Genomic DNA, 24,022 nt, shown 5'->3' on the forward strand with positions numbered 1-24,022 from the left:
AGTCAGGTCCCTTCCTTACGTCACTTGGCCGAGGCCGGGGCGTCCTCGCCGAGAAGCTTGCCGTCCGAGGTCTCGAACTGCTTCTTGAAGTCGGCGATCGCGTCGGCAACAGCGGTGAGGGTGTCGTCCGACAGCTTGCCGCCCTCGCGGATGGAGGTCATGAGGCCCTGCTCCTTGCGGTGCAGGTACTCAAGCAGCTCCCTCTCGAAGCGGCGGATGTCGGCCACGGGCACGTCGTCCATCTTGCCGGTGGTGCCGGCCCAGACGGAGACGACCTGGTCCTCGGTGGACATCGGCTGGTACTGAGCCTGCTTGAGCAGCTCGACCATGCGCTGGCCGCGCTCCAGCTGCGCCTTCGACGCGGCGTCCAGGTCGGAACCGAAGGCGGCGAACGCCTCCAGCTCACGGAACTGGGCGAGGTCCACGCGCAGACGACCGGAGACCTGCTTCATCGCCTTGTGCTGCGCGGAACCACCGACTCGGGAGACGGAGATACCGACGTTCAGCGCGGGGCGCTGACCGGCGTTGAAGAGGTCCGACTCCAGGAAGCACTGGCCGTCGGTGATGGAGATGACGTTGGTCGGGATGAACGCCGAGACGTCGTTGGCCTTGGTCTCGACGATCGGCAGACCGGTCATCGAGCCGGCGCCCATCTCGTCGGAGAGCTTCGCGCAGCGCTCCAGCAGACGGGAGTGCAGGTAGAAGACGTCACCCGGGTAGGCCTCACGCCCCGGCGGACGGCGCAGCAGCAGCGACACGGCACGGTAGGCATCCGCCTGCTTCGACAGGTCGTCGAAGATGATGAGGACGTGCTTGCCCTCGTACATCCACTGCTGACCGATGGCCGAACCGGTGTACGGCGCCAGGTACTTGAAGCCGGCCGGGTCGGACGCCGGGGCGGCGACGATGGTCGTGTACTCCAGCGCGCCGTTCTCCTCCAGCGCGCGGCGGACCGACGCGATGGTCGAGCCCTTCTGGCCGATGGCGACGTAGATGCAGCGGACCTGCTTCTTCGGGTCGCCCGAGCGCCAGTTGTCGCGCTGGTTGATGATCGTGTCGACGGCCAGGGCGGTCTTGCCGGTCTGGCGGTCACCGATGATCAGCTGACGCTGACCGCGGCCGATCGGGGTCATCGCGTCGACGGCCTTGTAGCCGGTCTCCATCGGCTCGTGCACCGACTTACGGGCCATGACGCCCGGAGCCTGCAGCTCGAGGGCGCGTCGGCCGCTGGTCTCGATCTCGCCGAGGCCGTCGATCGGGTTGCCGAGCGGGTCGACGACACGGCCGAGGTAGCCCTCGCCCACGGCGACCGACAGGACCTCACCGGTGCGGGTGACCGGCTGGCCCTCCTCGATGCCGCTGAACTCACCGAGGACGACGCAACCGATCTCGCGCTCCTCGAGGTTGAGGGCGAGACCGAGGGTGCCGTCCTCGAACTTCAGCAGTTCGTTGGCCATGGCCGAGGGAAGACCCTCGACCTTCGCGATGCCGTCGCCGGCAAGGGTGACCGTACCGACCTCCTCGCGCGAGGCCGCGTCCGGCTTGTACGACTGGACGAAGTTCTCCAGCGCGTCCCGGATCTCCTCCGGCCGGATCGTGAGCTCCGCCATCTGGGTTCCCTGCTCTCCTTGTTGGGCCCGAAGTTTCAACTTGGGGGTCTGGGGGCGACCCCCAGGAATCCTCTGCACGGCCCAACTGGGCCGTAAGTACGTACTGCTATGAAGTTGCTGCTCAGCCCGCCAGGCGGCGGCCGGCGTCCTCGATACGGTCCGCGAGGGAGCCGTTGATGACCTCGTCGCCGACCTGCACCCGGATACCGCCGAGGACCGCGGGGTCCACGTCGATGTTGAGGTGCATCGTGTGGCCGTAGAGCTTCGCGAGGGCGGCGCCCAGGCGCTGCTTCTGCGTGTCGCTCAGCGGCACCGCCGAGGTGACGATGGCGACCAGCCGGTTGCGGCGCTCGGCGGCGAGCTTGGACAGGGACTCCAGTCCCGACTCCAGGCTACGTCCCCGCGGCGCGGTCACAAGCCGCGTCACCAGACGCTCGGTGGTCGCGTTGGCACGGCCGCCGAGCAGGCTGCGCAGCAGCTCGCCCTTGGCCGACGCCGTCGCGGCGCGGTCGGTCAGCGCGGCCCGCAGCTCGGTGCTCGAGGAGACGATCCGGCCGAAGCGGAACAGTTCGTCCTCGACGTCGTCGAGCGCGCCGGCCTGCTGGGCGGCGGTGAGGTCGGCCAGGTTCGCCAGGTCCTCCAGGGCGTCCGTCAGGTCGCGCGACTGCGACCAGCGCGAGCGCACCATGCCGGACACCAGGTCGGTGGTCTGGCCGCCGACCTGACCACCGAGGAGGCGCTGGGCGAGCTCGGCCTTGGCCTCGCCGGCCTGCGCCGGGTCGGTGAGGACCCGACGCAGCGACACCTCGCGGTCGAGCAGCGCGGTGACGGCGGCCAGCTCGTCGGCGAGCGTGCCGGCGTTCACGGACGTGGAGTCCGTCAGCGCGTCGAGACGCTCACGTGCGGCTGCCAGGGCCTCGCGGCTCGCTCCGTTCATCGAGCCGCCTCAGCCTTCTCCTCGAGCTCGTCGAGGAAGCGGTCGATCACGCGGCTCTGCCGGGCGTGGTCCTCGAGGGACTCACCGACGAGCTTGCCGGCCAGGTCGGTGGCGAGCTTGCCGACGTCCTGACGCAGCGCGGAGGACGCGGCCTTGCGGTCGGCCTCGATCTGCGCGTGACCCGCGGCGACGATCTCCTCGCGCTGCCGCTGGCCTTCCGCGCGCATCTCCGCGATGAGCACGGCACCCTGCTCCTGCGCCTCCTGGCGCAGACGCGCGGCCTCGTGCCGGGCCTCGGCGAGCTGAGCCTTGTACTGCTCAAGGACGCTCTGGGCCTCGACCTGCGCGGCCTCGGCCTTCTCGATTCCGCCTTCGATCGCCTCGCGGCGCTCTTCCAGAACCTTGTTGATGGTCGGAAGCAGCTTCTTCCAGAAGAAGAAGAACACGATGGCGAAGGCGATGGTGCCGACGAGCAGCTCGGGGCCCGGAGGAATGAGCGGGTTCTGCTCTTCCTCGGCCGCCAGCTGTACCAGGTTGGCGATCACATCAGTGCCTTTCGTCGAAACGTGTCAGGTAAGGGGTAATTACTTACCGAACACGAACGGCATGACGATGCCGATGAGGGCGAGCGCCTCACAGAAGGCGAAGCCCAGGATCTGGTTGGCGCGGATCAGGCCGGCGGCCTCGGGCTGACGGGCGAGGGCCTGGGTGCCGTTACCGAAGATGATGCCGACGCCGACGCCGGGGCCGATGGCGGCGAGGCCGTAGCCGATGGAGCCGAGCGAACCGGAGACAGCGGCGAGGGTCTCAGTGGCAGCCATGCTGATTCTTCCTTCTCTTTCTAGGACCGGCGGGGGTTGGCCACCGGACGTTCTGGGGCTTGGGGGTAGGGGCTCAGTGGTGCTCGGCGAGAGCGCCCTGAATGTAGGAGCAGGCCAGCAGTACGAAGACGTACGCCTGGACGGCCTGCACGAAGAGCTCGAAGAGGATCATGACCATGGTCATGACGAAGGAGACACCGGCCGCCGGGATCATCGCGCCGTTCAGCAGGTACCAGGAGGCGACGGTGAACATCACCAGCATCAGGTGGCCGGCGAACATGTTGGCGAAGAGCCGGACCGCGTGCGTGAAGGGTCGGACGAACAGGTTCGAGAGGAACTCGATGATCATCACGAGCGGCAGCACGGCGCCGAGCGACTTGTCGTAGCCCGTCACGTTCTTGAAGAAGCCGACGAAGCCGTGACGCTTGAACGTCAGGCCGACCCAGAGGAACCAGACGAGGGCGGCGAGCACCACCGGGAAGGCGAAGACCGAGGCCACCGGGAACTGGGCCAGCGGGATCACGGACCAGATGTTCATGATCCAGATGAAGAAGAAGAGGGACACCATGAGCGGCACCCACTTCTCACCCTCCTTCTTGCCGAGGGTCTCGTAGACGATGCCGCGGCGCACGAAGTCGTAGCCGGCCTCGCCGATCATCTGGAGCTTGCCCGGTACCACCTTGGCCCTGCCGAAAGCGGCATAGAAGAAGGTGACGACGAGCAGCGTGGTGATGATCGCCAGCAGCATCACCTTGTTGAACTCGAACCCGCCGACCGTGGCGATCGGTTGGAACAGGAACGAATGCAGGCCCGGAGCCGGGAAGCCACACCCGTTGTCGGACATGATCCGACAACTCCAGTCAAAGGCGAGCTGGGTCTGGTCAGCACTCACCACGGGCTCCTTCGGCGTGACGCATGGGTACGGCTACCTCGTTGTGTCGGCGCGGCGCGCAGCCGCGGATCGGCACCGGACTGGTGTTACGGATGTGAGGGCGGCTGGGGGGCATCGAGCCTCGCGATTGAGCAGGCGTCAGCTCAGATGCCCGCGCCCGCGATGCCGCAGTTGGCACCGGACGATAGCAGGAGTTCTCCCCGCCCTTTATCCCGGCCCTACCCCTCACGACGACGACCCTGTCTTCTGCGACTTCCCGCTCTTTTCGGAGTCCGGGTCGACGTAGAAGATCTTGGCCTTCATGTGCGCACGGGCCTGTGCGCCCATCCATACGACGGTCGCGACGACAAGGGAGGCCGCGAACGCCTTCGGGTTGAAGAGGGAGGTGTCCTGGAACAGGGCTACGAAGATCAGGAGCAGCAGGAGTTGGGCGACATAGAGCATCAGCCCCATGGCCTGAAACAATTGCGGGAGCGTTTTTGCCGTCCACTGCAGAACGTAGAGGCCGATTCCCATGAACAGGATGGCCAGTACCGTGCCGACAGCGGCTCCGATAGCCCCCTTGCCGCCCGCGACCACTCCGCTGACGGCAACGGCGACGACGCCGACCACGGCTGTCGGCACAGCGGTCTGCATCAGGTTCCGGGCGTCATTGGACGGCATGGCGGCAACTCCGCTTTCACAGGGGGCAGGGTGTCGTCATGGACGAGCGTAGTCCCGAATGGAGAGCTTGAGCCTCACGCCAATGGACCGTCGCACTACGGTCCTTCGACTCTGTCCGGGGTTCTCGTGAACCGTATCACAAACTATTTGATGAGGTCTTTACCTGCTGGGTGTGCTCGGTGTCACACATGAGAGTGACAGTGCGCGTCTGTGCAAAAACACGGCCGACTTGTCTGGTATTGGGGCGCTTCGCACCCCCAACTCACTCCCACGACTTGGCAATGCTCTAGTCAGATTCTTACCTTGCCGCGTCAGCGCGACGTTCCCGCCTTACGCCGGTCCAGGAACCGCGAACGGCCCCCCAGGGCGGTAGCGCCGTTGACGCCGGAGACACCGACGGCGACCGGAGTGCGTTCGTCCGCGGCCTCCGACTCCTCGTCCTCGGCGGTCTGTTGAGCGGCCGAGGCGGATTCCGCAACGGCCCTGCGGCGGCGGTAGCGCGGCGGCACGAAGGCCTGCGCCCACATCGGGGCACGCGGCGTGAAGCGCGGCAGCAGCAACAGGAGCAGGCCGATCGCGGAGAGGAACACCACACCGAGGACGATCCACATGGACGCCGAGTTAACGGAGTAGGCGAGGGCGCCGAACGCGATCAGGGCGGACCAGAAGTACATGATCAGCACCGCGCGGCTGTGGGAGTGCCCGATCTCCAGGAGCCGGTGGTGCAGATGCCCCCGGTCGGCGGCGAACGGCGACTGACCGCGCCAGGTGCGGCGCACGATCGCGAGGATCAGGTCGGCCGCCGGGATCGCGATGATGGTCAGCGGCAGCAGCAGCGGGATGTAGACCGGCACCGTCTGGTGCACGGCCGCCTTCTCCGAGCCGGCGAACAGCTTCAGGGCGTCCGGGTCGACCTGTCCGGTGATGGAGATCGCGCCGGCGGCCAGCACCAAGCCGATGAGCATCGAGCCGGAGTCGCCCATGAAGATCCGGGCGGGGTGCATGTTGTGCGGCAGGAAGCCCAGGCACATGCCCATCAGGATCGCCGCGAACAGCGTGGCCGGGGCGGCGGCCTCGATCCCGTAGGAGACCCAGACGCGGTAGGCGTAGAGGAAGAACGCCGCCGAGGCGATGCACACCATGCCCGCCGCGAGGCCGTCGAGCCCGTCGACGAAGTTCACCGCGTTGATGGTGATGACGACGAGCGCCACCGTCAGCAGGGTGCCCTGCCACTGGGTCAGCGCGACCGAGCCGAAGCCGGGGATGGGCAGCCACAGGATCGTCAGACCCTGCATGACCATGACGCCCGCGGCGATCATCTGGCCGCCCAGCTTGATCAGGGCGTCGATCTCGAACTTGTCGTCCAGGACCCCGATCAGCCAGATGAGGGCGGCGCCGGACAGCAGCGCGCGCGGCTCGTTGGACTTGTCGAAGACCTCACTGAGGTTGGTCAGGTGGTCGGCGACCAGCAGGCCCGCGCACAGGCCGAAGAACATGGCGATACCACCGAGCCGCGGAGTCGGCTCCCGGTGCACGTCACGTGCCCTGATCTGCGGCATCGCTCCGGCCACGATCGCGAACTTCCGTACCGGCCCTGTGAGCAGGTACGTCACCGCGGCCGTGATGCAGAGCGTCAGCAGGTATTCACGCACGGGCTTCCCCACAGGTCTCGCTGGCCATCACAGCCCCACACCCTAGCGAGGGACGCATATGGATGGAGACTTCCGGGTAGCGACGATGGTTGCACGTGTGGCTGTGCACTCGTGTGTACGCAGGGGCGTCTGCCCCCGCTCACCGCGGATACGGCGGAAATCCCCCGACCAGCTCCCGCACTTCTTCACGAACTTTCTGAGGCTCGCTCTCACCGCGGAGCACCCCCGCGAGCAGCACGGCGATCCGCGCCATCTCCGCCTCGCCCATCCCCTGCGTGGTCACGGCGGCGGTGCCCAGCCGCAGGCCGCGGGCGTCGGCGTGCGGCAGCGCACAGCAGTCGAGCACGATGCCGGCCGCCGCGAGCCGTCCCCGCGCCGTGCGGCCGTCGACGCCGAGCGGGGCCGGGTCGGCGGTGACCAGGTGGGTGTCGGTGCCGCCGGTGGTGACGACGAGCCCCTCGGCGGCCAGGCCCGCGGCGAGAACCCTCGCATTGGCGACCACCTGATGGGCGTACGCCGCGAAGGCCGGTGTTGCCGCCTCGCCGAACGCGACGGCCTTGGCGGCGATGGTGTGCATCTGCGCCCCGCCCTGGGTGAACGGGAAGACGGCCCGGTCGACGCGCTCGGCCAGCTCGGCCCCGCACAGGATCATGCCGCCGCGGGGTCCGCGCAGCACCTTGTGCGTGGTGGCGCAGACGATGTCGGCGTACGGCACCGGACTGGGCGCCGCTCCCCCGGCGACGAGACCGATGGGGTGGGCGGCGTCGGCGATGAGATACGCCCCGACCTCGTCGGCGACCTCACGGAAGAAGGGGTAGTCGAGGTGCCGGGGGTAGGCGATGGAACCGCACACGATCGCCTTGGGCCGGTGGTTGCGGGCGAGGGTGCGTACCTGGTCGTGGTCGATGAGCCCGGTCTCCGCGTCCACCCCGTACGGCACGAAGTCGAACCAGCGGCCGGAGAAGTTGGCGGGCGAGCCGTGCGTGAGGTGACCGCCGTAGGGCAGGCCGAGGGCGAGGACGGTGTCGCCGGGGCGCAGCAGGGCGGCGTACGCGGCGAGCACGGCGGACGACCCGGAGTGGGCCTGGACGTTGGCGTGCTCGGCGCCGAAGAGGGTCGTGGCGCGGTCCACGGCGATGCGCTCGGCGACGTCGACGATCTCGCAGCCGCCGTGGTGCCGGGCGCCGGGGTAGCCCTCGGCGTACTTGTTCGCCAGCGGCGACCCCATCGCGGCCAGCACGGCGGGCGAGCTGAAGTTCTCGGCGGCGATCAGCTGGAGCGACGTCGACTGCCGGTCGAGTTCGCCGAGCAGGATCTCGGCCAGCTCGGGATCCTGCCGCCGCAGGACGTCAGCGGTCTCGGGGGCATGGGTGACCGACATGGTGGGCTCCGGGGCGTCGACGGGGACGTACGTCCAATGTAGGCCCGACACCCCCGCGGTGCTCGGCTGTCACGTCCTCTCGGGCGCCCCTGGGTCACGTCCGCGCGGGCACGCCCGTCAACGCCGTCACCACCGGGTCCAGCGCCTGGTGTATCTCGTCGCCGATCGACCGGAAGAACGGCAGGGGGGCGCCGTACGGGTCATAGACCTCGTCCGCCTCCGCCGTCGGCGCCAGGAGCCACCCGCGCAGCGCCGCCGCCGCACGGACCAGGGCGCGGGCGCGGGCGACCACACCGTCCTCCAGGGGAGGCAGCGTGGTCGGGTCTATGGCGCGGACCAGGCGGGTGAACTCCTTCAGGGTGAAGGTGCGCAGGCCCGCCGAGTGGCCCATGGAGATGACCTGCTGGCGGTGGTCGCGGGTGGCCGTCAGGACCAGGTCGGCCATGATGACGTGCTCGTCGAGGAGTTCGCGGCCGGTGAAGCCGCTGGCGTCCGCGCCGAAGTCGGCCAGGACCGCCTCCGCGTTGGCCTCCATCGGCGCGCCCTCGTGGCCCCAGGTCCCCGCGCTCTCCACGATCAGCCCGCCCCACAGCGGGTCGCCGAGCCGGTCCGCCAGGGCATGCCGGGTCAGCCGCTCGGTGATCGGGGAGCGGCACACGTTGCCGGTGCTGACGTGGAGGATGCGGAAGGTGTCACGCGGAAGCCCTGTGAACGTCCGCGTCTCTTCCGGGTCCCATATGCCACGCCCCGCGTCAGGGGCCGTCAATTCGCCACCTCGAGGTCGGGTACGACCTTCCTGAGCTCGTCCGCGGAGATCGCGCCCGCGCGCAGCAGCAGGGGCACCTCGCGGGTGACGTCGACGATCGAGGAGGGGACGTTGCCGGGGGTCGGGCCGCCGTCGAGGTAGACGGAGACCGAGTCGCCGAGCATCTCCTGAGCGGCGTCGCAGGTCTCCGGCGACGGGTGACCGGTCAGGTTGGCGGAGGAGACGGCCATGGGGCCGACCTCGGTCAGCAGCTCGATGGCGACGGGGTGCAGGGGCATCCGGATGGCCACCGTGCCCCGCGTGTCCCCCAGGTCCCACTGGAGGGACGGCTGGTGCTTGGCGACCAGAGTCAGCGCGCCCGGCCAGAACGCGTCGACGAGCTCCCAGGCCAGCTCGGAGAAGTCGGTGACGAGGCCGTGCAGGGTGTTCGGGGAGCCGATGAGGACGGGGGTGGGCATGTTGCGGCCCCGGCCCTTGGCCTCCAGCAGGTCGTGGACGGCCTCCGAGGAGAACGCGTCGGCGCCGATGCCGTACACCGTGTCGGTCGGCAGGACCACGAGCTCGCCACGGCGGACGGCGGACGCGGCCTCGCGCAGACCGGTCGAGCGGTCGGTCACGTCATTGGTGTCGTATCGCCGTGCCATTTAGCGGGCCTCCTCGTACACGTACTGCTTCGAAGACTGGGGGGTGCGGCTCACGGCATCGCCTTGCGGGCCGTCGCGAACCGCGGGCGGTTGTTGAGGTCGGGGTGGTCGGCCGCGTCGGCCCAGCCCCGTTCCTCGGTGAAGATCCACGGCACCTGGCCGCCCTGGGTGTCGGCGTGCTCGATGACGACGACGCCGCCGGGCCGCAGGAGCCGGTGTGCGGTGCGTTCCAGACCGCGGATGAGGTCGAGGCCGTCCTCGCCGGAGAACAGGGCGAGTTCGGGATCGTAGTCCCGCGCCTCGGGAGCGACGTACTCCCACTCGGTCAGCGGGATGTAGGGCGGGTTGGAGATGACCAGGTCGACCTGGCCGTCGAGGTCGGGGAAGGCGTCGAGGGCGTTGCCCTGGCGCAGGTCGACCCGGGAGCCCTGGGTGTTCTTGCGGGTCCACCGCAGGGCGTCCTCGGAGAGCTCCACGGCGTGCACCCGGGAGCGCGGGACCTCCTGGGCGAGGGCGAGCGCGATGGCGCCGGAGCCGGTGCACAGATCGACGATGCAGGGCTCCACGACGTCCATGGCCCGTACGGCGTCTATCGCCCACCCCACCACGGACTCGGTCTCCGGCCGCGGCACGAACACCCCGGGGCCGACCTGGAGCTCCAGGTACCGGAAGAAGGCCCGCCCGGTGATGTGCTGGAGCGGCTCACGCTGCTCGCGGCGGGCGATGACCTCCCAGTACCGGGCGTCGAAGTCCGCGTCCTTCACGGAGTGCAGCTCGCCCCGCTTCACACCGTGCACGAACGCGGCGAGCTCCTCCGCGTCGTTGCGCGGCGAGGGCACGCCGGCGTCGGCCAGCCGCTGGGTGGCCTGGGCCACCTCTGCGAGCAGCAGGTTCACGCAAGTCCTCCGTGTCGTACTCGGTACTCGGTCGTGCGTAGGTACCTCTTCACGCGGCTTTCCGCGGCGCTGCGGGGCGTTACGCCGCCGCCAGCTTCGCCGCCGAGTCCGCGTCGACGCAGGCCTGGATCACCGCGTCGAGGTCGCCGTCCAGGACCTGGTCCAGGTTGTACGACTTGAAGCCCACGCGGTGGTCCGAGATGCGGTTCTCCGGGAAGTTGTACGTGCGGATCTTCTCGGAGCGGTCGACGGTGCGGACCTGGCTGCGCCGGGCGTCGGCGGCGTTGCGCTCCGCCTCCTCCTGCGCCGCCGCGAGCAGCCTGGAGCGCAGGATACGCAAGGCCTGCTCCTTGTTCTGCAGCTGACTCTTCTCGTTCTGGCAGGAGGCGACCACTCCGGTGGGGATGTGCGTGATGCGTACGGCGGAGTCGGTCGTGTTGACGGACTGGCCACCGGGCCCGGAGGAGCGGTAGACGTCGATGCGGAGGTCGTTGGGGTTGATCTCGACGTCGACCTCCTCCGCCTCGGGCGTGACCAGCACACCGGCCGCGGAGGTGTGGATACGGCCCTGGGACTCGGTCGCCGGGACGCGCTGCACGCGGTGCACGCCGCCCTCGTACTTCAGGCGGGCCCACACGCCCTGGCCGGGCTCGGTGGCACCGTTGCCGCCCTTGGTCTTCACGGCGACCTGGACGTCCTTGTAGCCGCCCAGCTCGGACTCGGTGGCGTCGATGATCTCGGTCTTCCAGCCGACCCGCTCGGCGTAGCGCAGGTACATGCGCAGCAGGTCACCCGCGAACAGCGCGGACTCGTCGCCGCCCGCGCCCGCCTTGATCTCCAGGATGACGTCCTTGTCGTCGCTGGGGTCGCGCGGAACGAGGAGCAGCCGCAGCTTCTCCGTCAGCTCCTCGCGGGCCTTCTCCAGCTCCTTGACCTCGGCGGCGAACTCCGGGTCGTCGGCGCCCAGTTCGCGCGCGGTCTCGATGTCGTCGCCGGTCTGCTTCCAGGAGCGGTACGTGGCGACGATCGGGGTGAGCTCGGCGTAGCGCTTGTTGAGCTTGCGCGCGTTGGCCTGGTCGGCGTGGACCGACGGGTCGGCGATCTGCTTCTCCAGGTCGGCGTGCTCACCGACGAGTTCCTCGACGGCCTCGAACATCTCTGGGCTCCTGTACTGCGGACGAAAGGGGAAGGCGGGCGACCAAAAACGCCGGTCCCGGCGCACTCCGAGGAGTGCGGCGTGGACCGGCGCTGGTGGCTCGCTACTTCTTGGCAGCAGCCTTGCCGAAGCGGGCCTCGAAGCGGGCCACACGGCCACCGGTGTCGAGGATCTTCTGCTTGCCCGTGTAGAACGGGTGGCACTCGGAGCAGACCTCGGCGCGGATGGTGCCGCTGGAGATCGTGCTACGGGTGGTGAACGACGCGCCACAGGTGCAGCTGACCTGCGTCTCGACGTACTCGGGGTGGATGTCGCGCTTCAAGGTGTCTCCTAGTTTCGGGAGGGCTCCGGGTCGCCGTCCGCGGGCTGCGGGGGCGTGAACCGGGGCCGACGTACCAGTCTGCCAGGACTGGCCGCATCCCCCAAAACCGGGGGGCGCGCCGATCTATTCCCAGGGGCCGGGTTCGCGACCGGACCTAGGGGGTCACGACACCCTTGGCCTGGCCGGTGGCGGTGTCCTTGGTGGCGCTCTTCGGGATCGCCCGGTCGTTCCGCAGGGCCTTCCACACCAGCGCGGACTTGTCCTCGTCGATGAGGACCCGGTTGCCGTTCAGCGGGTCGTACTGGACCGGCATGGTCACCATCGTCATGTTCTTCGAGCTGATGCCCTTCAGGCCGTTCGCGAAGGACATCAGCTTGTCGACCGAGTCGAGGTCGGAGTCGGTGGTGACGGCGTTGGTGGCGGTGTTGGCGAGGTTGTAGAGCTTCTTCGGGCTGTCGAAGAGGTCGACCGTCTTGATCTGGTTGATCAGCGCCTTGATGAACGCCTGCTGGAGCTGGATGCGTCCGAGGTCGGAGCCGTCGCCGACGCCGTGCCGGGTGCGGACCAGGCCGAGGGCCTGCTTGCCGGTGAGCGTGTGGGTGCCGGCGTCGAGGTCCAGGTGGCTCTCGGGGTCGCGGATGGCCTTGGTGGTGGTGACCTGGACGCCGCCGAGCTCGTCGATGAGCTTCTGGAACCCGGAGAAGTCGACCTCCAGGTAGTGGTCCATGCGGATGTCGGTGAGCGACTCGACGGTCTTCACGGCGCAGGCGGCGCCGCCGGTGGAGTACGCGGAGTTGAACATCACGCCGTGCGCGGCGTCGTGCTCGGTGCCCTCGGAGTCGGTGCACTCCGGGCGGTCGACGAGGGTGTCGCGCGGGATGGAGACCACGCTGGCCTTCTTGTGGCCCTCGTAGACGTGCACGATCATCGCGGTGTCGGACCGGGCGCTGCCGTCGTCGGCGCCGCCGCCGAGCTTCTTGTTGGAGCCGGAGCGGGTGTCCGAGCCGAGGACGAGGATGTTCTCCGAGCCGTTGTCGACCTTCGTGGGCCGGTCGGTGCCGAGGGCCTGGTCGATGTCGACGCTCTTGATGTTGCCGTTGAGCGTGAAGTACAGATAGCCGGCCCCGGTGCCGCCCACCACGACGATGCCCGCGGCGGTCCAGGCCGCGATCAGCAGGCCCTTGCGCCTGCCGCGGGTCCTGCGGCGACGGCCCTTGGCGCCGCGGCGCGGGCCCGTGGTGCCGGACTCCTCGGTTATGCCGGGTTCCGGCGTGCTCTCGGCAGACATGTGCTCCTCGTTCTCGTCCGCTCGGTTACCCCCTGCTTTCAGGGTCAGACGTGGTCGTTACGACCCGAACCTCACCATGGTCGCTCCGTCCGGTCAGACGGGTAAACCGGAGAAAGGGTTGCACAACGCACTGTGCCCACCCGGTGCACGGGTGGGCACAGTGCGTAGTCGTCGAGCGCGGGCACACCGCGCTCACCTGCTGTTTCAGCCGAAGATGTCGTACTGCTTGAAATCGGTACCGACCGAGATCCGTGTGGCGAAGATCTCGCTGGTGGCCTTGCCGGTGCCCTTGTACAGGTACAGGGTGCCGCCGGGCGTACGGGCCAGGAAGTCGGCCTTGCCGTCGCCGGTGATGTCACCGATGGCGTCGAAGGCGTTGTACGTGGTGTTGCTCCAGGTGCGGACCTTCACGCGGGCGGAGAAGGGGCTGGAGGTTTTGCCCGTGCCCTTGTAGAGGTAGAGGGCGCCGTCGCTCTTGTTGCGCGCGAGCAGGTCGGCCTTGCCGTCACCGGTGAAGTCGCCCTTGCCGCGGACCATGTTGTAGGCGTTCCAGCCGGTGCCCGTGCCGATCTGCACGCGGGCCGAGAAGGTGCCGTTGCCCTTGCCCGGGTAGAGCCACGCCTTGCCGGCGGAGTCCACGGAGACCACGTCGGGCTTGTAGTCGCCGGTCAGGTCGCCGGGGGTGATGATGCGGGTGCGGGTCTTCCAGTTGTCGAAGATCTGCTTGGTCGCCCAGTCCTCGTTGGCCCAGTCGTAGTGCGTCCAGTAGACGTCGCCGTTGTCGCTGCGGCGGTACACCAGGTCCTGGACGCTGTCCCGGTCGAAGTCCGTCTGGGTGACGAGGTTGACGCCGCCCCAGTTGTTCAGGCTCTGCCGGGCGCCGAAGGACGTGCCCTTGGAGTCCTTCTCGTAGCCGGTCTTCGTGGACGCGTTGCGCACGAACAGGTCGGCCTTGGCGTCCGTGTAGCTCATGTTGGCGTCGTCGACCTGCGCGTAGGCGGCACCGAGGTACGTCTTGACCTTGGCGAAGACGCTGTACGCGCCCTTCTTGACGCAGTCCACGACACCCCAGGAGACGACACCGACGATGCGTCCGTTGACCACCAGCGGGCCGCCGGAGTCACCGTTGCACGCGGAGGTCGTGCCGCTGTCGCTGCCGCTGGCGGGATTGCCCGCGCAGACCATGTGGCCCTTGACGAAGTCGGCGCCGTAGTAGGTCGCGCAGGTGCTGTCCGACTGGATCGGCAGCGTCGCCGTCTTCAGGGTGCTGGAGATGTTCTGGCTGGTGGAGCTGGTACGGCCCCAGCCGTAGACCTTCGCGCTGGTGCCGGCGGCGTAGGACGTGGTGTCCGTGGACGTCGTCATGCGGATCGGCGTCGCCTTGACCGGGCTCGTCAGGGTGAGGACGGCGATGTCGTTGTCGAGGGTCCGCGAGCTGTACGAGGGGTGGGTCCACTGGCGCACCGCGCCCGTGATCTCGCCGTTGGTGTTGCCGTTCGCGTCGGGCATCGCGGCGGTGCCGGTCACGATCGTGCCGTACTTGGCCCAGTTGTAGCCCTTGGCGCAGTGCGCGGCGGTGAGGATCTTCGTGGGTGCGACGACGGCGCCACCGCAGAAGAAGTTCGTGTCGGTGGCCGTGTCGTTGTAGAAGAGCTGGGCCATCCAGGGCGCGGAGGAGATCGTCGTGGTGGTGCCACCGATGATCTTCGCGTCGACGGTGCCGCCGCTCGTGCCGGAGCTCAGGGACGACTTGTCGGTCGTCTCCCCCGCGACGTCGTCACCGGCGAGCGCGCCCGCGATGCGCTGCGTCAGCTCGGCCTGCGAGACCGTGCTGAGGGCGGGCTTGGCCGTCGGCTCGGGAAGCGCGGTCGCGGCACCGGCGGAGCTGCTCATCAGCGCGGCGGCGACGGCGGCGGCGACACCGGCGGCACCGACGGGCAGGGCGATCCGCATCCTGCGTCTGTGCCGACCGCTCCCGGACATGGCTGTACCCACTCAAGTCCCCCCTCGGGATCAGAAGTTCACGGGTCGAAAAAGTGACCGAAGAGCGCGATCGTACCCCGGGCACAACAAGCGAAAAGGGCCACCCCCGTCACAGGGGTGGCCCTTCGCTGAAGACGTGACGTCAGTCGCCGTTACCGGGGGTCGGCGTCGTCTTCTGGATCTGCATCAGGAACTCGGCGTTCGACTTCGTCTGCTTCATCTTGTCGAGGAGCAGCTCGACCGCCTGCTGCTGGTCGAGGGCGTGCAGCACCCGGCGCAGCTTCCAGACGATCCCGAGCTCGTCGGGGGCGAGCAGGATCTCTTCCTTACGGGTACCGGACGCGTCCACGTCCACCGCCGGGAAGATCCGCTTGTCGGCGAGCTTGCGGTCGAGCTTGAGCTCGGCGTTGCCGGTGCCCTTGAACTCCTCGAAGATGACCTCGTCCATGCGGGACCCGGTGTCCACCAGCGCGGTGGCGAGGATGGTCAGCGAGCCGCCGTCCTCGATGTTGCGGGCCGCACCGAAGAAGCGCTTCGGCGGGTACAGGGCGGTCGAGTCGACACCACCGGACAGGATGCGGCCGGAGGCGGGCGCGGCGAGGTTGTACGCACGGCCCAGACGCGTGATCGAGTCGAGCAGCACGACGACGTCGTGGCCCAGCTCCACCAGACGCTTGGCGCGCTCGATGGCGAGCTCGGCGACCGTGGTGTGGTCCTCGGCCGGGCGGTCGAAGGTCGAGGAGATGACCTCGCCCTTGACCGACCGCTGCATGTCGGTGACCTCTTCCGGACGCTCGTCGACCAGGACGACCATCAGGTGGCACTCGGGGTTGTTGTGCGTGATCGCGTTGGCGATCGCCTGCATGATCATGGTCTTGCCGGTCTTCGGCGGGGCCACGATCAGACCGCGCTGGCCCTTGCCGATCGGCGCGACGAGGTCGATGATCCGGGTCGTCAGCACACCCGGGTCCGTCTCCAGGCGGAGGCGGTCCTGCGGGTACAGCGGGGTGAGCTTGTTGAACTCCGGGCGGCCACGGCCGTGTTCGGGCGCCATGCCGTTGACGGAGTCCAGCCGCACCAGCGCGTTGAACTTCTCGCGCCGCTCGCCTTCCTTGGGCTGCCGCACGGCACCGGTGATGTGGTCACCCTTGCGCAGGCCGTTCTTGCGGACCTGGGCGAGGGAGACGTACACGTCGTTGGGACCGGGGAGGTAACCCGAGGTACGGATGAAGGCGTAGTTGTCGAGGATGTCCAGGATGCCCGCGACGGGAATCAGGACGTCGTCGTCGGCGAGCTGCGGCTCGGGCGCGCCGATCTCGTCACGGCCACGACGGCCGCGGCGGTCACGGTAGCGACCGCGACGGCCACGGCGGCCGCCCTCGAAGTCGTCGTCGTCCTGCGGGCCGGCGTTGCGGTCCTGACGGCCGCCGCCCTGCTGCTGGTTCTGCTGGCCGCGCTGGCCGCCCTGCTGGTCGTCGCCCTTGCCGCGGCGGTCGCGGTCGCGGCCACCACGCTCACGGTCGCCGCGCTCTCCGCGCTCACCACGGTCGGCACGGTCACCACGGTCGGCACGGTCCCGGCGGTCGCGACGGCCCTGACGGCCCTCGGCGTCACCGGCGTCGCCCTTGGCCTCGCCCTGCGCCTGCGCCGGCGTCTCGGCCTTCGGCTCGTTCTTCGCCTCGGCGGCCACCGTCTCGGGGCTGCCGGCGTCGGCGGTGGCACGGCGGCGACGGCGCTCGACCGGAGCGTCGTCGGAGGCCGGCTGGCCGGGAATCTCGATCTGCTGCTGGGCCACGGCCTTCTCGGCGGGGGCCTCGGCCGGGGCGGCGTCCGCCTTCTTCTCGGCGGCGTCGCCCGTACGAGCCTTGGAGGTGGCGCGGCGCTTGGGCTTGGTCTCGGCGGCGGCCTCGGCCTTCGCCGGGGCGCCCCCACCTGCCTGCGCCTCCTTGATGACCTCGATCAGCTGGCTCTTGCGCATCCGCGCGGTGCCCCTGATACCGAGGCTGGAGGCGACCTGCTGCAGCTCGGCCAGCACCATGCCATCGAGGCCGGTACCGCGGCGCCGCCGGGAGCCGGCACCGCTGGCAGGCGCGGAGGCGTCCGTGGCGGGCGCGGCAGCGGTCTCCTCGACACGTGCGCCCATCAGATCGGTGGTGTCGCTCACGAAGGGTCCTTCCCTGGAGCGGACGTCGGCCTGTCTGGCTCGGCGACCGGTTGTGCTGTCCGACGTCGGTCCCATCTTTGTGGACCGTGCCGGGGCGGTGGTCCGCCTGGGCGGCGGAGGAAATTTCTGGTGATGGCGCTTCCCAGAGCAGCGACACCGACTGTCTGTGTCACGTGGCTCGGTCGCACCGGTTCCGGAGCGTGCCCGGCAAGTCGCTCAGTGCTCGCGTACGAGGTACTGCCCGCGTACGTCGTACGAAACACAGTGCGGCTTGGGAGGCTCCCGGAAGAATGTCTGTCCCGGACGGGGACGTGAAGCACCTCGCCATGGTGGGGTCGGGTGCAGACTTGAGATTAACACTACCGGATCCAACAAACATTCCCCCTCTCCAAATCCGGCAACCGCCGGATTCAGATGTCCGTCGTGGAGCTGAGCGGCAGCACGCTCGCGCCCTGTGTATCGAGGTCGAGCCTGTTCGCGGCCCATCCCTCGCCCGCCAGATGGGCCACCTTGTCCGCGCTGTCCGCGTCGACCAGCGCCAGAACGGTGGGCCCGGCTCCGGAGATCACGGCCGGAACCCCGTCCGCCCTCAAGCGCTCCACGAGCGCGGCGCTCTCCGGCATGGCCGGAGCCCGGTAGTCCTGGTGCAGCCGGTCCTCGGTCGCGGGCAGCAGCAGCTCGGGGCGCCGGGTGAGGGCCTCGACGAGCAGTGCGGCGCGGCCCGCGTTGGCGGCGGCGTCGACGTGCGGCACGGTACGCGGCAGGAGGCCGCGCGCGGTCTCCGTCAGCACCGGCTTCCCCGGTACGAAAACCACCGGAACGATGGAATCGCCGGGCTCCAGCCTGGTCGCCCGCGCGGCGCCGGCCTCCATCCAGGCGATGGTGAAGCCGCCGAGCAGACACGGGGCGACGTTGTCGGGGTGGCCCTCGATCTCGGTCGCGAGCTCCAGCAGCGCCGCGTCGTCGAGCCTGGACTCGCCGCCTATGGTCACGGCGCGCGCGGCGACGATGCCGGCGCAGATGGCGGCGGAGGAGGAACCGAGCCCGCGGCCGTGCGGGATGCGGTTGGCGCACACGATCTCCAGGCCGCGCGGCTGTCCGCCGAGCAGGTCGAAGGCGGTGCGCAGGGACCGTACGAGCAGGTGCTTCTCGTCGCGCGGAAGGGTCTCGCTGCCCTCACCCGCGATGTCGATGTGCAGCCCGGAGTCGGCCACCCGGACGACGACGTCGTCGTAGAGCCCCAGCGACAGGCCGAGGGCGTCGAAGCCCGGGCCGAGGTTGGCGCTGGTGGCGGGGACGCGCACCCGGACGGCGGCGGCGCGGAACGCTGGACCGGCCATCGCTCGATGACTCTCCTTGAGCTGCGTGATTGTCGAATGACATTCGATACGTACGGGGAGACCCTCGGGTCGCGGAGATGACGCGACTCCCGGCCATGCGCGGGGGCATATGCGGCGGGCGGGTTCGGTACAGCCTATCGAAGGAAGGTTCTGTGGCGACATAGGGCGCACAGGAGGCGCACGATGCGTGTCGTAAGCCCCCTGTGCACCCCCTGTAGAGATGCCGCTCCAGGGATGCCGTCCCAGAGATGTCGCTCCAGGTCCGTTGCCCCAGGGATGTCCTTATACGAGGCCGAGGCGCTCGGCGGCCGTGGCCGCGTCGACCGGGACGGTGACCGGCTGCGGGGCACCGGCGACGGCCCAGTCGGGGTCCTTCAGGCCGTTGCCCGTGACGGTGCAGACGATGCGCTGCCCCGGGTCGACCTTGCCCTGCTCAGCGGCCTTCAGCAGACCGGCCACCGACGCGGCGGAGGCGGGCTCCACGAAGACGCCCTCCTGCGCGGCCAACAGCCGGTAGGCGCGCAGGATCTCACGGTCCGTCACCTCGTCGATGAACCCGCCGGACTCGTCCCGCGCCGCGAGGGCGTGGTTCCAGGAGGCCGGGTTGCCGATACGGATGGCGGTGGCGATCGTCGAGGGGTCCTTGACGACCTCGCCGCGCACGATCGGGGCGCTGCCGGACGCCTGGAAGCCCCACATACGGGGGGTCCTCGTGGCGACGCCGTCGGCGGCGTACTCCTTGTAGCCCTTCCAGTACGCGGTGATGTTGCCCGCGTTGCCGACCGGGAGGACATGGATGTCGGGCGCGTCGCCGAGCATGTCGACGATCTCGAACGAGGCCGTCTTCTGGCCCTCGATACGCACCGGGTTGACCGAATTGACCAGTGCCACCGGGTAGTTGTCGCTGAGCGCGCGGGCGAGGGTGAGGCAGTCGTCGAAGTTGCCGTCGACCTGGAGGATCTTCGCGCCGTGCACGAGGGCCTGGCCCATCTTGCCGAGCGCGATCTTGCCCTGGGGCACGAGCACGGCACAGACCATGCCGGCGCGCACCGCGTACGCGGCGGCCGAGGCGGAGGTGTTGCCGGTGGAGGCGCAGATGACCGCCTTGGCACCCTCCTCCTTGGCCCGGGTGATGGCCATGGTCATACCGCGGTCCTTGAAGGACCCGGTCGGGTTCGCGCCCTCCACCTTGAGGTGGACCTCGCAGCCCGTGCGCTCGGAGAGCACCTGCGCGGGCACGAGGGGCGTGCCGCCCTCGCGGAGCGACACGACCGGCGTGGTGTCGGAAACCGGCAGCCGGTCCCGGTACTCCTCGATGATTCCGCGCCACTGGTGGGTCATTGCTGGTTACTCTCCTTCAACCCGCATGATGCTGGCGACACCGCGCACGGTGTCGAGCTTGCGCAGCGCCTCGACGGTCCCGTTCAGGGCGGCGTCGGACGCGCGATGGGTCACGACGACGAGAGAGGCCTCGCCGTCCTTGCCCGTCTGGCGAACCGTATCGATGGACACCCCGTGCTCGGCGAACACGGTGGCCACCTGGGCGAGAACACCCGGTTTGTCCGCCACGTCGAGGCTGATGTGGTACCGCGTATAGACCTCGCCCATGCCCGAGACGGGCAGGGCGGCGTACGCGGACTCGCCGGGACCGGTCGCGCCGTTGAGCCGGTTGCGGCACACGGCGACGAGGTCGCCGAGGACTGCGGAGGCGGTCGGGGCGCCGCCGGCACCGGGACCGTAGAACATCAGCTGGCCGGCCGCGTCGGACTCCACGAACACGGCGTTGTACGCGCCGCGGACGGAGGCCAGCGGGTGGCTCAGCGGGATCATCGCGGGGTGCACGCGCGCGGTGACGGAGCCGCCGTCCTCGGCGCGCTCGCAGATGGCGAGCAGCTTGATGGTGCAGCCCATGTTCTTCGCGGAGGCGAAGTCGGCGGCGGTGACCTCGGTCATGCCCTCGCGGTAGACGTCGTCGAGGCGCACGCGCGTGTGGAAGGCGATACCGGCCAGGATGGCGGCCTTGGCGGCGGCGTCGAAGCCCTCGACGTCGGCGGTCGGGTCGGCCTCGGCGTACCCGAGGGCGGTGGCCTCGTCGAGGGCCTCCTGATAGCCGGCCCCGGTGCTGTCCATCTTGTCGAGGATGAAGTTGGTGGTGCCGTTGACGATCCCGAGCACTCGGTTGACCTTGTCGCCGGCAAGGGACTCGCGCAGCGGGCGGATCAACGGGATGGCACCGGCGACGGCGGCCTCGTAGTAGAGGTCCGCGTCATGGTCCTCCGCGGCCGCGTGCAGGGCGGCGCCGTCCTGGGCGAGGAGCGCCTTGTTGGCGGAGACGACGGAGGCGCCGTGCTCGAAGGCGGTGGTGATGAGGGAGCGGGCGGGCTCGATACCGCCGATGACCTCGACGACGACGTCGATGTCCCCGCGTTTGACGAGGGCGGTCGCGTCGGTGGTGACCAGCTCGGCCGGGATGCCCTCACGCACCTTGGAGGGCCGCCGTACGGCGACACCGGCGAGCTCGACGGGGGCGCCGATCCGGGCGGCGAGGTCGTCGGCGTGCGTCGTCATGATGCGCGCCACCTCTGAGCCGACAACCCCACAGCCCAGCAGCGCCACCTTCAGCGGACGCGTACGCATCATCCGACCTCGTTTCCTCATACCGTCTACGGTGGGACCAGTCTCACTCACCGGACGGGAGTTTCTACCCTTCGTCCGGATCGTGAGACATCTATTTCATTTGTACCGGGGTGGAAGACAGGAGATCTTCCACCCCTCGGTCATGGGGCTCACCCGACGTCGAGGCGCAGGAGGTCCTCCTCCGTCTCCCGCCGGACGATGACACGCGACTCCCCGTCGTGCACGGCGACGACCGGCGGCCGCAGCACGTGGTTGTAGTTGCTGGCCATGGACCGGCAGTACGCACCGGTGGCCGGTACGGCGACGAGGTCGCCCGGCGCGATGTCGGCCGGCAGGAACGCGTCCTTGACCACGATGTCCCCGCTCTCGCAGTGCTTGCCGACGACCCGGGCCAGCATCGGCTCCGCGTCCGAGGTCCGCGACACCAGCGCGACGCTGTACTCGGCGTCGTACAGCGCGGTGCGGATGTTGTCGGACATGCCGCCGTCGACGGAGACGTAGGTGCGCAGACCGTCGAGGCGCTTGGTGGTGCCGACCTCGTAGAGCGTGAAGGCGGTCGGCCCGACGATGGCGCGCCCGGGCTCGACGGAGATACGGGGCGTGCGGAGCTTGGCGGCGTCGCACTCACGGCTGACGATCTCCGTCAGCGCCTTGGCGATCTCGTGCGGCTCGCGGGGGTCGTCGTCGGAGGTGTACGCGATCCCGAGCCCGCCGCCGAGGTCGATCTCGGGCAGCTCGACCCCGTGCTCGTCGCGGATGTCCTTCAGCAGCCCGACCACCCGGTGCGCGGCGACCTCGAACCCGGACATGTCGAAGATCTGCGACCCGATGTGGGAGTGGATCCCGATGAGTTCGAGCGAGTCGAGCTGCAACGCGCGCCGCACGGCCTCCGCCGCCTGCCCGCCGGCCAGCGGGATGCCGAACTTCTGGTCCTCGTGGGCGGTGGCGATGAACTCGTGCGTATGCGCTTCCACGCCGACGGTGACCCGGATCTGGACGCGCTGCCGCGTGCCGAGTTCCTGAGCGATGTGGGCGACGCGCACGATCTCCTGGAAGGAGTCGAGCACGATGCGCCCGACGCCCTCGCCGATGGCCCGCCGGATCTCTTCCTTGGACTTGTTGTTGCCGTGGAAGGCGATGCGGTCGGCGGGCATGCCGGCGGACAGGGCGGTGGCGAGCTCGCCACCGGAGCAGACGTCGAGGTTGAGCCCCTCCTCGTGCAGCCAGCGGACGACGGCACGGGAGAGGAAGGCCTTGCCGGCGTAGAAGACGTCGGCGTCCGCGCCGAAGGCCGACCGCCAGGCCCGCGCCCGGGCCCGGAAGTCGGCCTCGTCGATGACGTAGGCGGGCGTGCCGTACTGCTCGGCGAGGGTCTTCACGTCGATACCGCCGACGGTGACGACACCGTCGTCGTCACGGCCGACCGTCTGGGCCCAGACCTTGGGGTCCAGGGTGTTGAGGTCGGCCGGCGGGGCGGAGTAGTGCCCCTCGGGAAGGACGTCGGCGTGACGGGGCCCGGCGGGGTGTGCGGAACGGCTCATCTTCTTGGCTGACTCTCTGTTCGCTGTCTCAGAGGTGTTCGGGGGCGTCGATGCCGAGCAGGGTCAGGCCACCGGCCAGCACCGTCCCGGCGGCTTCGGCGAGAGCGAGCCGGGCACGGTGGGCGGCCGAGGGTTTCTCGTCACCGCGCGGGAGGACCGTGGGCACGAACGCGAGGGTGGCGTCGGCGACACCGACGAGATGCCGGGCGAGCCGGTCCGGGGCACGGTGCGCGGCGGCCTGCGCGAGGACGCGGGGGTGGTCGGCGAGGACGGTGGTGAGGACGGTGGTGAGGGCGGTGGTGAGGGCGGCGGTGGTGCCCTCGGGGTCGCCTGCGGCTTGTCCCTCATCCGTCAGTACGTCGTCGGCGTGGCTCTGGGGGTCGAATCCCAGGTCGGCGGCGTTGCGGGTGAGCGCCCGGGTGCGGGCGTGGGCGTAGCGGACGCGGAAGAGAGGGTTGCTCTCGCGCTGAACGAGGTGCTCGCCGCTGATGCGGGGCCGGTCGTGGGCGGCGGGGTGCAGAAGCGCCCAGCGAGCGGCGTCGCGACCGAGGGCGGTCGGGTCGGTTGGGGCGGGGGCCGGACGAAGGGTGACGTCGAGGGGGGCGGGGGCGTCGGGGGCCCCGGGGGTGTCGTAGGCGTCGTGGGCGTCGACCTGCGCGCCCAGGACGTCGGTCCACTCCGGTGCGGGGCGGGCCGCGCAGGAGGTGCGGACGAGGGCGCCCTGGGAGCGGAGGATGCGGGCGGTGGCGTCCATCACGACGACGGCGCGGACCTCGTGGGGCGCGTGCAGCCGCACGAGCTGCCCGGTGGGGAGGTCGACCCAGCCGTACCGAGACCCTCGCCGCCGGATCTCCTGGACGAGGGCGGCGGAGGCGTGGCCCGCACCGCGGAGGCTGATGTTGAGGAAGCCGGGGCCGGTGATGGTGACGTCGGCGATACCGGCGGGATGGGGGTCGCGGGTGGGGTCGACAGGGTCCGTGTCGTCCGGGGCGCGGGTGAGGTCGGCGGGGCCGGTCCTGTCGTGGGCGCCGGGGGGGTCGGCCGGGCCGGCGAGTTCGAGCAGGTGGGACCGGAGGATCTCGGCGACCTCTGTAGGGGGCCGTCCGGCGGGCCGGGCGAGCTGGAGGGCGATGTTGGTGGCATAGTCACCGCACCCACCGGGCCCCGGGCGCGTGACGACTGCCCGTCCGGGCACGGTCACCCGCAGCTCCCCACCATCGACAGCGCGACGGACCGCGCGCAGCACGGTACGGGAGAGCTCGACGGGGGTCACGGGACAAGCGTATGGGAGGAGGGGGGTGGGTAGGCGAGTCGGTTACGCGGAAGGTC

At 69.6% G+C, this 24,022-nt stretch carries 21 protein-coding genes; all 21 read right to left on the reverse strand.

The window, feature by feature from the left end; all coding sequences use genetic code 11:
- Positions 1 to 20 precede the first annotated feature (20 nt).
- Positions 21 to 1,610, reverse strand: a complete 1,590-nt coding sequence (gene atpA / locus ACZ56U_RS12695; protein ID WP_469084040.1) for a F0F1 ATP synthase subunit alpha — start codon at positions 1,608 to 1,610, stop codon at positions 21 to 23.
- Between the two features lie 121 nt (positions 1,611 to 1,731).
- On the reverse strand, positions 1,732 to 2,547 hold the full coding sequence (locus tag ACZ56U_RS12700) for a F0F1 ATP synthase subunit delta (RefSeq protein WP_469084041.1): 816 nt from the start codon (positions 2,545 to 2,547) through the stop codon (positions 1,732 to 1,734).
- Positions 2,544 to 3,092: a F0F1 ATP synthase subunit B gene (locus tag ACZ56U_RS12705; RefSeq protein ID WP_391232764.1), complete on the reverse strand. Its 549-nt coding sequence runs from the start codon at positions 3,090 to 3,092 to the stop codon at positions 2,544 to 2,546. The genes ACZ56U_RS12700 and ACZ56U_RS12705 overlap by 4 nt, the downstream gene beginning before the upstream one ends.
- A gap of 39 nt (positions 3,093 to 3,131) precedes the next feature.
- Positions 3,132 to 3,368, reverse strand: coding sequence for an ATP synthase subunit c family protein (locus ACZ56U_RS12710; protein ID WP_015657805.1), 237 nt, complete (start codon positions 3,366 to 3,368; stop codon positions 3,132 to 3,134).
- Between the two features lie 73 nt (positions 3,369 to 3,441).
- Entirely contained in the window at positions 3,442 to 4,212 is a 771-nt protein-coding gene (gene atpB, locus ACZ56U_RS12715; protein ID WP_469084279.1) for a F0F1 ATP synthase subunit A, read from the reverse strand.
- A 273-nt stretch (positions 4,213 to 4,485) separates the two neighbouring features.
- Complete coding sequence (locus ACZ56U_RS12720) at positions 4,486 to 4,923, reverse strand: hypothetical protein (RefSeq protein ID WP_469084042.1); 438 nt, start codon at positions 4,921 to 4,923, stop codon at positions 4,486 to 4,488.
- Between the two features lie 311 nt (positions 4,924 to 5,234).
- Positions 5,235 to 6,575, reverse strand: a complete 1,341-nt coding sequence (locus tag ACZ56U_RS12725) for an MraY family glycosyltransferase (protein WP_469084043.1) — start codon at positions 6,573 to 6,575, stop codon at positions 5,235 to 5,237.
- Between the two features lie 139 nt (positions 6,576 to 6,714).
- Complete coding sequence (locus ACZ56U_RS12730; RefSeq protein WP_469084044.1) at positions 6,715 to 7,956, reverse strand: serine hydroxymethyltransferase; 1,242 nt, start codon at positions 7,954 to 7,956, stop codon at positions 6,715 to 6,717.
- 94 nt (positions 7,957 to 8,050) lie between these two features.
- Positions 8,051 to 8,722 carry an arsenate reductase/protein-tyrosine-phosphatase family protein gene (locus tag ACZ56U_RS12735; RefSeq protein ID WP_391232768.1) on the reverse strand — a complete coding sequence of 224 codons (672 nt, stop codon included), beginning with the start codon at positions 8,720 to 8,722 and terminating at the stop codon, positions 8,051 to 8,053.
- Positions 8,719 to 9,366: an L-threonylcarbamoyladenylate synthase gene (locus tag ACZ56U_RS12740; RefSeq protein WP_469084045.1), complete on the reverse strand. Its 648-nt coding sequence runs from the start codon at positions 9,364 to 9,366 to the stop codon at positions 8,719 to 8,721. Before ACZ56U_RS12740 ends, ACZ56U_RS12735 begins: the two co-directional genes overlap by 4 nt.
- 50 nt (positions 9,367 to 9,416) lie before the next feature.
- Entirely contained in the window at positions 9,417 to 10,262 is an 846-nt protein-coding gene (prmC, locus tag ACZ56U_RS12745) for a peptide chain release factor N(5)-glutamine methyltransferase (protein ID WP_391232770.1), read from the reverse strand.
- Between the two features lie 79 nt (positions 10,263 to 10,341).
- Positions 10,342 to 11,418: a peptide chain release factor 1 gene (gene prfA / locus ACZ56U_RS12750; RefSeq protein ID WP_391232771.1), complete on the reverse strand. Its 1,077-nt coding sequence runs from the start codon at positions 11,416 to 11,418 to the stop codon at positions 10,342 to 10,344.
- Positions 11,419 to 11,521: 103 nt separating this feature from the next.
- Complete coding sequence (gene rpmE / locus ACZ56U_RS12755; protein ID WP_007384712.1) at positions 11,522 to 11,740, reverse strand: 50S ribosomal protein L31; 219 nt, start codon at positions 11,738 to 11,740, stop codon at positions 11,522 to 11,524.
- 154 nt (positions 11,741 to 11,894) lie between these two features.
- A complete protein-coding gene (locus tag ACZ56U_RS12760) occupies positions 11,895 to 13,028 on the reverse strand; it encodes an LCP family protein (protein WP_469084046.1) in 1,134 nt (377 codons plus the stop codon).
- A 204-nt stretch (positions 13,029 to 13,232) separates the two neighbouring features.
- On the reverse strand, positions 13,233 to 14,981 hold the full coding sequence (locus ACZ56U_RS12765) for a trypsin-like serine protease (RefSeq protein WP_469084047.1): 1,749 nt from the start codon (positions 14,979 to 14,981) through the stop codon (positions 13,233 to 13,235).
- Positions 14,982 to 15,153: 172 nt separating this feature from the next.
- Positions 15,154 to 17,175 carry a transcription termination factor Rho gene (rho, locus tag ACZ56U_RS12770; protein ID WP_469084048.1) on the reverse strand — a complete coding sequence of 674 codons (2,022 nt, stop codon included), beginning with the start codon at positions 17,173 to 17,175 and terminating at the stop codon, positions 15,154 to 15,156.
- A gap of 410 nt (positions 17,176 to 17,585) precedes the next feature.
- Positions 17,586 to 18,515 (reverse strand): homoserine kinase, encoded by a 930-nt coding sequence (thrB, locus tag ACZ56U_RS12775; RefSeq protein WP_469084049.1) that lies wholly within the window; start codon positions 18,513 to 18,515, stop codon positions 17,586 to 17,588.
- A 282-nt stretch (positions 18,516 to 18,797) separates the two neighbouring features.
- On the reverse strand, positions 18,798 to 19,856 hold the full coding sequence (gene thrC / locus ACZ56U_RS12780) for a threonine synthase (protein WP_469084050.1): 1,059 nt from the start codon (positions 19,854 to 19,856) through the stop codon (positions 18,798 to 18,800).
- Between the two features lie 6 nt (positions 19,857 to 19,862).
- On the reverse strand, positions 19,863 to 21,155 hold the full coding sequence (locus ACZ56U_RS12785) for a homoserine dehydrogenase (RefSeq protein ID WP_469084280.1): 1,293 nt from the start codon (positions 21,153 to 21,155) through the stop codon (positions 19,863 to 19,865).
- 146 nt (positions 21,156 to 21,301) lie between these two features.
- The gene (gene lysA, locus ACZ56U_RS12790; RefSeq protein ID WP_469084051.1) at positions 21,302 to 22,693 is read right to left on the reverse strand and encodes a diaminopimelate decarboxylase; all 1,392 of its coding nucleotides are present in this window, start codon (positions 22,691 to 22,693) and stop codon (positions 21,302 to 21,304) included.
- Between the two features lie 28 nt (positions 22,694 to 22,721).
- Complete coding sequence (nrtL, locus tag ACZ56U_RS12795) at positions 22,722 to 23,966, reverse strand: ArgS-related anticodon-binding protein NrtL (protein WP_469084052.1); 1,245 nt, start codon at positions 23,964 to 23,966, stop codon at positions 22,722 to 22,724.
- Between the last annotated feature and the right edge of the window lie 56 nt (positions 23,967 to 24,022).

The sequence above is a fragment of the Streptomyces sp. NPDC034103 genome, assembly GCF_055575395.1.